The organism is Caulobacter sp. S45, from assembly GCF_903642205.1.
Lineage (GTDB): Bacteria > Pseudomonadota > Alphaproteobacteria > Caulobacterales > Caulobacteraceae > CAHJWH01.
Genome location: NZ_CAHJWH010000019.1, coordinates 25,604 through 32,593, shown reverse-complemented (window position 1 = coordinate 32,593; position 6,990 = coordinate 25,604). Strand labels below are relative to the sequence as shown.

7 protein-coding genes are annotated in these 6,990 nt (G+C 68.1%); all 7 read left to right on the top strand.

Features of this window, described 5'->3' with window-relative positions; all coding sequences use genetic code 11:
• Positions 1-194: 194 nt before the first annotated feature.
• The 7 genes from HUV06_RS03865 to HUV06_RS03835 all read left to right on the top strand — a co-directional run bounded on the left by HUV06_RS03865 (position 195) and on the right by HUV06_RS03835 (position 6,890).
• The gene (locus HUV06_RS03865; protein ID WP_174299954.1) at positions 195-482 is read left to right on the top strand and encodes a glycine zipper 2TM domain-containing protein; all 288 of its coding nucleotides are present in this window, start codon (positions 195-197) and stop codon (positions 480-482) included.
• A 116-nt stretch (positions 483-598) separates the two neighbouring features.
• The gene (gene eno / locus HUV06_RS03860; RefSeq protein ID WP_174299953.1) at positions 599-1,879 is read left to right on the top strand and encodes a phosphopyruvate hydratase; all 1,281 of its coding nucleotides are present in this window, start codon (positions 599-601) and stop codon (positions 1,877-1,879) included.
• Between the two features lie 101 nt (positions 1,880-1,980).
• The gene (locus tag HUV06_RS03855) at positions 1,981-2,286 is read left to right on the top strand and encodes a septum formation initiator family protein (RefSeq protein ID WP_174299952.1); all 306 of its coding nucleotides are present in this window, start codon (positions 1,981-1,983) and stop codon (positions 2,284-2,286) included.
• A gap of 67 nt (positions 2,287-2,353) precedes the next feature.
• Positions 2,354-3,466, top strand: coding sequence for a pyruvate dehydrogenase (acetyl-transferring) E1 component subunit alpha (pdhA, locus tag HUV06_RS03850; protein WP_174299951.1), 1,113 nt, complete (start codon positions 2,354-2,356; stop codon positions 3,464-3,466).
• Between the two features lie 24 nt (positions 3,467-3,490).
• On the top strand, positions 3,491-4,999 hold the full coding sequence (locus tag HUV06_RS03845; protein ID WP_174299957.1) for a pyruvate dehydrogenase complex E1 component subunit beta: 1,509 nt from the start codon (positions 3,491-3,493) through the stop codon (positions 4,997-4,999).
• Positions 5,000-5,207: 208 nt separating this feature from the next.
• On the top strand, positions 5,208-5,399 hold the full coding sequence (locus tag HUV06_RS15970; protein ID WP_217433625.1) for a hypothetical protein: 192 nt from the start codon (positions 5,208-5,210) through the stop codon (positions 5,397-5,399).
• 21 nt (positions 5,400-5,420) lie between these two features.
• Positions 5,421-6,890 carry a pyruvate dehydrogenase complex dihydrolipoamide acetyltransferase gene (locus tag HUV06_RS03835; protein ID WP_174299950.1) on the top strand — a complete coding sequence of 490 codons (1,470 nt, stop codon included), beginning with the start codon at positions 5,421-5,423 and terminating at the stop codon, positions 6,888-6,890.
• Positions 6,891-6,990 lie beyond the last annotated feature (100 nt).

Here is a 6,990-nt window from a genome sequence, read left to right as displayed (position 1 = left end):
CCTTAGCTCAGTTGGTTAGAGCGCCAGATTGTGGCTCTGGAGGTCCCCGGTTCGAGACCGGGAGGTGGTACCATCTGGCATGACGGGCGCGCTCAGGCGCCGTTCATCTCGCACCTGCGACAACCGGATCCTCGCGCCTCGGAACCCTAGCCTTCGGCTTGTCATTCCGTAGCGCATCGGATCGGGAGACGATTATGCGCAAGTTGATGATGGCGGTCACCGCCTTGGCCACCCTGACCTCCGTGACGGCTGCGGGCGTCGCGCCGGCTTCCGCCCAGGGTTACTATGGCTATCACCACCACTACTATCACAGCTGCTACCGTGCGAGGCGCCACGCCGGCAATCAGGGCACCCTGGCCGGCGCAGCGACGGGCGGCGTGGCCGGCGCACTGATCGGCCACGGGTTGGTCGGCGGCCTGGTGGGCGCCGGCGTCGGCGCGGTGGCGGGCCACGCCATCGCCAAGAGCACCGTGCACTGCTAGGGCGCTCGCTTTCCCCTTGCGGGAGAGCGATTGTTGAGCACCGACGGCGCGTGGGCTAAGGCTCGCGCGCCGTTCGCACATCCGGGGAACGGCGCCGCAGACCTCAGGATCGCTCCATGGCCGATATCGTCGACATCACCGCCCGGGAAATCCTGGACAGCCGGGGCAATCCCACTGTCGAGGTCGACGTCGCCCTGGAAGACGGCAGCTTCGGCCGCTTCGCCGTCCCCTCCGGCGCCTCCACCGGCGCGCACGAAGCGGTGGAGAAGCGTGACGGCGACGACAACCGCTACGGCGGCAAGGGCGTGCAGAAGGCCGTCGACGCGGTGAACGGCGAGATCTTCGACGCCCTGTCCGGCTTCGACGCCGAGGACCAGCGCCGGCTCGACGCGGCCATGATCGAGCTGGACGGCACGCCCAACAAGAGCCGGCTGGGCGCCAACGCCATCCTGGGCGTCAGCCTCGCCGCCGCCAAGGCCTCGGCCCAGAGCGCCACCCTGCCGCTCTACCGCTACATCGGCGGCGTCTCGGCCCGGGTGCTGCCGACGCCGATGATGAACGTCATCAACGGCGGGGTGCACGCCGACAATCCCATCGACATCCAGGAGTTCATGGTCGTCCCCGCGGGCGCGGAGACCTTCGCCGACGCGCTGCGCATGGGCGCGGAGATCTTCCATGCCTTGAAGGGCGCGCTGAAGAAGGCGGGGCTGAACACCAATGTCGGCGATGAGGGCGGCTTCGCTCCCAACCTCGCCTCCGCCGAAGAGGCGCTGGCCTACATTGTCAAGGCGGGCGAGGCGGCGGGCTACCAGGCCGGCGAGGACTTCTGGCTGGCGCTTGATCCCGCCTCCACCGAGTTCTACAAGGACGGTCGCTACGTTCTGGCGGGGGAGGGCAAGACCCTCGATTCGGCCGGCATCGTCGACTACTGGGCCAGGCTGGTCGACGCCTTCCCCATCGTCTCCATCGAGGACGGCTGTGCGGAGGACGACATGGAGGGCTGGGCCCAGCTCACCGAGGCGCTGGGCGAGCGCATCCAGATCGTCGGCGATGACCTGTTCGTCACCAACCCTGAGCGGCTGGCCATGGGCATAGAGCAGGGCCTGGCCAATTCGATCCTGGTCAAGGTCAACCAGATCGGCACCCTGTCCGAGACCCTGGACGCCGTCGACATGGCCCACCGCGCCGCCTACACCGCGGTCATGTCCCACCGCTCCGGCGAGACGGAGGACGCCACCATCGCCGATCTGGCCGTGGCCACCAACTGCGGGCAGATTAAGACCGGCTCGCTGGCCCGCTCGGACCGGTTGTCCAAGTACAACCAGCTGCTGCGCATCGAGGAGGCGCTGGGTGACCAGGCCGTCTTCGCCGGCAAGGGCGTGTTCAGGGGGCTGTAGGTGTTCTCCTCCCCCGCTTCGCAGGGAGGGAGGTTCGCGGCTAAACCTGCCGTTAACCCTGTTCGCGCATCCCTGAGATGCAGTCCGGCCCGGAGTCGCGCGTGTTCCATCGTCTGCGCCCCTACATCCCCACGGCCCTGTTCGCCCTGCTGATCTTCTACTTCGGTTATCAGGCCCTGACCGGCGACCGCGGCCTGCTCACCCGGCCGCAGCGCAATGCGGCGCTCGCCGCCCGCAGCCAGGAGCTGAAGCGTCTGCAAGCCCAGGAGGCCGAGCTCGACAGCCGCATCCACCTGCTCAGCGACGCCTCCCTGTCGCGCGACCTGCTGGACGAACGGGCGCGCGTAATCCTGGGCTTCGCCGACCCTCGCGACTACGTGATCCGGACCGCCCGCCGCTCGGACTGATGTTTTGACGCTTTCCCCCGGTCGGACGGCGCTCTAGACAGGGCGCCGTCACGGGAGACTTCTGTTCATGGCCCGCGCATCCAAGCCGCCCACCGCCGACGCCAAGCGCTCGCAGGCGCGCCGTCCCGCGCAAACCGGTGCAAAGCCCAGGCCGGGCAGGACCTCTGCGCTTGCAGCCGATCCCGCTCCGTCCGACCACAACCACCCGCCTGGCTCCGCCTCCAAAGACCAGATGCTCGGCTGGTATCGCGACATGCTGCTGATCCGCCGCTTCGAGGAGCGGGCGGGCCAGCTCTATGGCATGGGGCTGATCGGCGGCTTCTGCCACCTCTACATCGGCCAGGAAGCCATCGCGGTTGGCATGCAGTCGATCGCCGAGGACGGCGACGAGGTCATCACCGGCTACCGCGAGCATGGCCACATGCTGGCCATCGGCATGGACCCCAAGGCCGTCCTGTCGGAGCTGACAGGCCGCGCCACGGGCGCCGCCCGCGGCAAGGGCGGCTCCATGCATATGTTCTCGGTGGAGAAGGGCTTTTTCGGCGGCAACGGGATCGTCGGCGCGCAGGTGCCGCTCGGTACCGGCCTGGCCTTCGCCAACTGGTATCGCGGGAACGGCAAGGTCAGCTTCACCTATTTCGGGGACGGTGCGGCCAACCAGGGACAGGTCTACGAGGCCTTCAACATGGCCGAGCTGTGGAAGCTGCCGATCGTCTTCGTGATCGAGAACAACCAGTACGCCATGGGCACGAGCGTCGAGCGCGCCTCCTCCCAGACCCACCTGTTCCGCCGGGGCGAAAGCTTCAACATTCCGGGCGAGGAGGTGGACGGGATGGACATCGAGGCGGTGCGCGAGGCTGGAGCGAGGGCGGCGGAGTTCGCCCGCTCAGGCCAGGGGCCCTACATCCTGGAGATGAAGACCTACCGCTACCGCGGCCACTCCATGAGCGACCCGGCCAAGTATCGGACGCGGGAGGAGGTGGACGAGGTGCGCAAGACCCGCGACCCCATCGACCATCTGCGCGACAAGATGGAGGCCCGCGGCTTCGCCGATGAGGCGGCGCTGAAGGCCATCGATGCGGAGGTGAAGAAGATCGTCGCCGACGCCGCCGAGTTCGCCCGCACCGCGCCCGAGCCGGACCCCAAGGAACTCTACACAGACGTCTATGCAGAGGCTTGAGCAACCCACGTGACCGATGTCCTCATGCCCGCCCTCTCCCCCACCATGGAGGAGGGCACACTGTCCAAGTGGAACATCAAGGTCGGCGACACGGTCTCGGCCGGCGATGTGATCGCCGAGATCGAGACCGACAAGGCCACCATGGAGGTCGAAGCCGTCGACGAGGGCGTGGTGGAGGCGCTGCTGGTGGAGGCCGGGGCCGAGGGCGTGAAGGTCAACGCGCCCATAGCGCGGCTGAAGGATGAGGCTGACCATAGCGCCAAGTCGCCCCCTTCGTCGGCTTCGCCGCCACTTCCCCCAGGGGAGGAAGATCAAGAAAAACAGGGTCCTAGATCCTCCCCCCCTGGGGGAGGTGGCCGCGAAGCGGACGGAGGGGGCTCCGCCGCCGCAGCGCCGGTCGCTGTCGCCAAGCCGAACGCCGCCGAGGCCAGCGCTGGCGAGCCGGAGAAGCAGCCCCCGGAGACCGTCAAGCCCAAAGCGGAAGGGGAGGGGCCTGTCGCCCTCGCTACGCCCTCTCCGCTCGCCGACCCCGACATCCCAGCCGGCACCAAGATGGTGGCGACCACGGTGCGCGACGCGCTGCGCGACGCCATGGCGGAGGAGATGCGGCGCGACGACAGCGTCTTCCTGATCGGCGAGGAGGTCGCCCAGTACCAGGGCGCCTACAAGGTGTCGCGCGACCTGCTGCAGGAGTTCGGCGACAAGCGCGTGGTGGATACGCCGATCACCGAATACGGCTTTGCGGGGCTTGGCGTCGGGGCGGCCATGGCCGGGCTGAAGCCGATCGTAGAGTTCATGACCTTCAACTTCGCCATGCAGGCCATCGACGCCATCGTCAATTCCGCCGCCAAGACCCGCTACATGTCCGGCGGCCAGATCACCTGCTCCATCGTGTTCCGCGGCCCTAACGGCGCCGCGGCGCGGGTGGGGGCTCAGCACAGCCAGGACTATTCCGCCTGGTACGGCTCGGTGCCGGGGCTGAAGGTGATCGCGCCCTATGACGCGGCCGACGCCAAAGGGCTGCTGAAGGCTGCCATCCGCGATCCGAACCCGGTGGTCTTCCTGGAGAACGAGATGCTTTATGGGCACGAGTTCGACGTTCCGGAGATGGACGACTTCGTCCTGCCCATCGGCAAGGCCAAGGTGCGCCGGGAGGGCAGGCACGTGACCCTGGTCGCCCACTCCCGCATGGTCGGGTTCGCGCTCGAGGCGGCCGAGAAGCTTGCTGCCGACGGGATCGAGGCGGAGGTGGTGGACATGCGCACCCTGCGCCCTCTGGACCATGAGACCATCGTCGAGAGCGTGAAGAAGACCAACCGGCTGGTGAGCGTGGAGGAGGGCTGGGCGACCTATGGCGTCGGCGCCGAGGTCTGCCAGCGGGTGGTGGAGCACGCCTTCGACTACCTGGACGCCCCACCGACCCGGGTCAGCGGCGAGGACGTGCCGATGCCCTACGCAGCCAACCTGGAGGCGCTCTGCCTGCCCTCGGTCGACAAGATCGTGCAGGCGGTGAAGGGCGTCTGCTACAAGTGAGCCCGCGAGACGACCGCAGCTGGAAGCAGGGCGGCTGCCACTGCGGAGCCGTGCGTTTCAAAGCCGAGCTGACCTCGCAGCTGACGGTCCAGGACTGCAATTGCTCCATCTGCAGCAAGATGGGCTACCTGCACCTGATCGTGCCGGAGGATTGCTTCCGCCTGCTCTTGGGCGCGGATCACCTGACGAGTTACAGCTCGGGACAGGCGTGGCGCGACACCTGTTCTGCAGCACCTGTGGGGCGAAGGCCTTCTACCGCCCTCGTTCGAACCCGGACGGCTGGTCGGTGAACGCCCGTTGCCTGGACGAATACGTGGCGCTGGACCTGCGCGTTGAGCCCTTCGACGGACGCGACTGGGAGGCCCATGGCCCCAGCCTCGCCCACCTCAGCCGCGCCTGACCGGCGGCCAAGAGACCTGCGATGACCGACATCCTTATGCCCGCCCTCTCGCCGACCATGGAGGAGGGGGTGCTGGCCAAGTGGCACGTGAAGGCCGGCGACACTGTCTCCGCCGGTGACGTGATCGCAGAGATCGAGACCGACAAGGCTACCATGGAGGTGGAGGCCGTGGACGAGGGCGTGGTGGACGCCATCCTGGTCCCGGAAGGGACCGAGGGGGTGAAGGTCAATTCCCCCATCGCCAGGCTGAAGGGGGAGGGCGGGACTGCAGCCCCCACCGCCCCTCCAGCGGAGCAACCCAAGGCGGCCCAGAGCAAGGACGTCATCGCCGGGGCCAGCTCCGACGACCCCCGCGCGGCCCGGGACCAGGGCCAGGAAGAGGCGCGCGAACGCCAGGCCGATCCGGGCGCGAAGTCGCCGCCGAGAGCCGACGAAGGCGCCAAGCCCCCTTCGTCGGCTTCGTCGCCACTTTCGCCAGACGAGGAAGATCGAGGTGGCGCTTTCGGATCCTCCTCCTCCGGGGGAGATGGCGGCGAAGCGGACGGAGGGAGTCCCATCGCCGCCCGGATATTCGCCAGCCCGCTGGCGCGACGGCTAGCTCAGCAGAAGGGTTTGGACCTGTCGGCGCTGAAGGGCTCCGGCCCGCACGGCCGCATCATCGTCAGCGACATCGAGGTGGCCAAGCCGGGCGCACCGGCCGCCCAGCCGCAGGCCGCTCCGCCTCCGGCCTCCAAGCCGCAAGCGGCGCCACCCGCCGCGCCGGCCGAGGCGAAGTCGCTGGAAAGCCTCGGCATCCCTCCCGGCTCCTACGATCTCATTCCACTGGACGGGATGCGCCGCACCATCGCACGCCGGCTCACTGAGAGCTTCCGCGACGTGCCGCACTTCCCGCTCAACATGGACCTGGAGATCGACCGCCTGCTCGACGCGCGCAAGCGCATCAACGGCGCCCTGGAAAGCCGGGGCGTGCGGGTCTCCGTCAACGACCTGCTGATCAAGGCCTCGGCTCTGGCGCTCAAGGCGGTGCCCGAAGCCAACGCCTCCTTCACGCCGGAGGGGATCGCCCTACACCACCATGCCGATGTGGCGGTGGCGGTGGCCATCGACGGCGGCCTGATCACGCCCATCATCCGGGAGGCCGAGAACCGCTCCCTGGCCGACCTCTCCACCGCCATGAAGGACCTCGCAGAGCGGGCGCGGACCCGCAAGCTGAGGCCGGAGGAGTTCCAGGGCGGCACCTTCTCGCTGTCGAATCTCGGCATGTTCGGCATCCGAAGCTTCAGCTCGATCCTGAACCAGCCCCAGGGCTGCATCCTGTCGGTGGGCGCCGGCGAGAAGCGGCCTGTGGTGCGCGGCGACGCGCTGGCGGTGGCCACAGTGATGAGCGTGACGCTCACCTGCGACCACCGGGTGGTGGACGGCGCCATCGGGGCGCGCTGGGTGCAGGCCTTCAAGGGCTTCGTGGAAGACCCGGTGACCATGCTGGCGTGAGGAGCAAAGTCGGTGGCTGATATCAAAATGAATGTCGGTGAGCTCTCGGTAGTGAATGAACAAACCGCGCCGAGGTTTGTTGTGTCTACAACCGATGGAA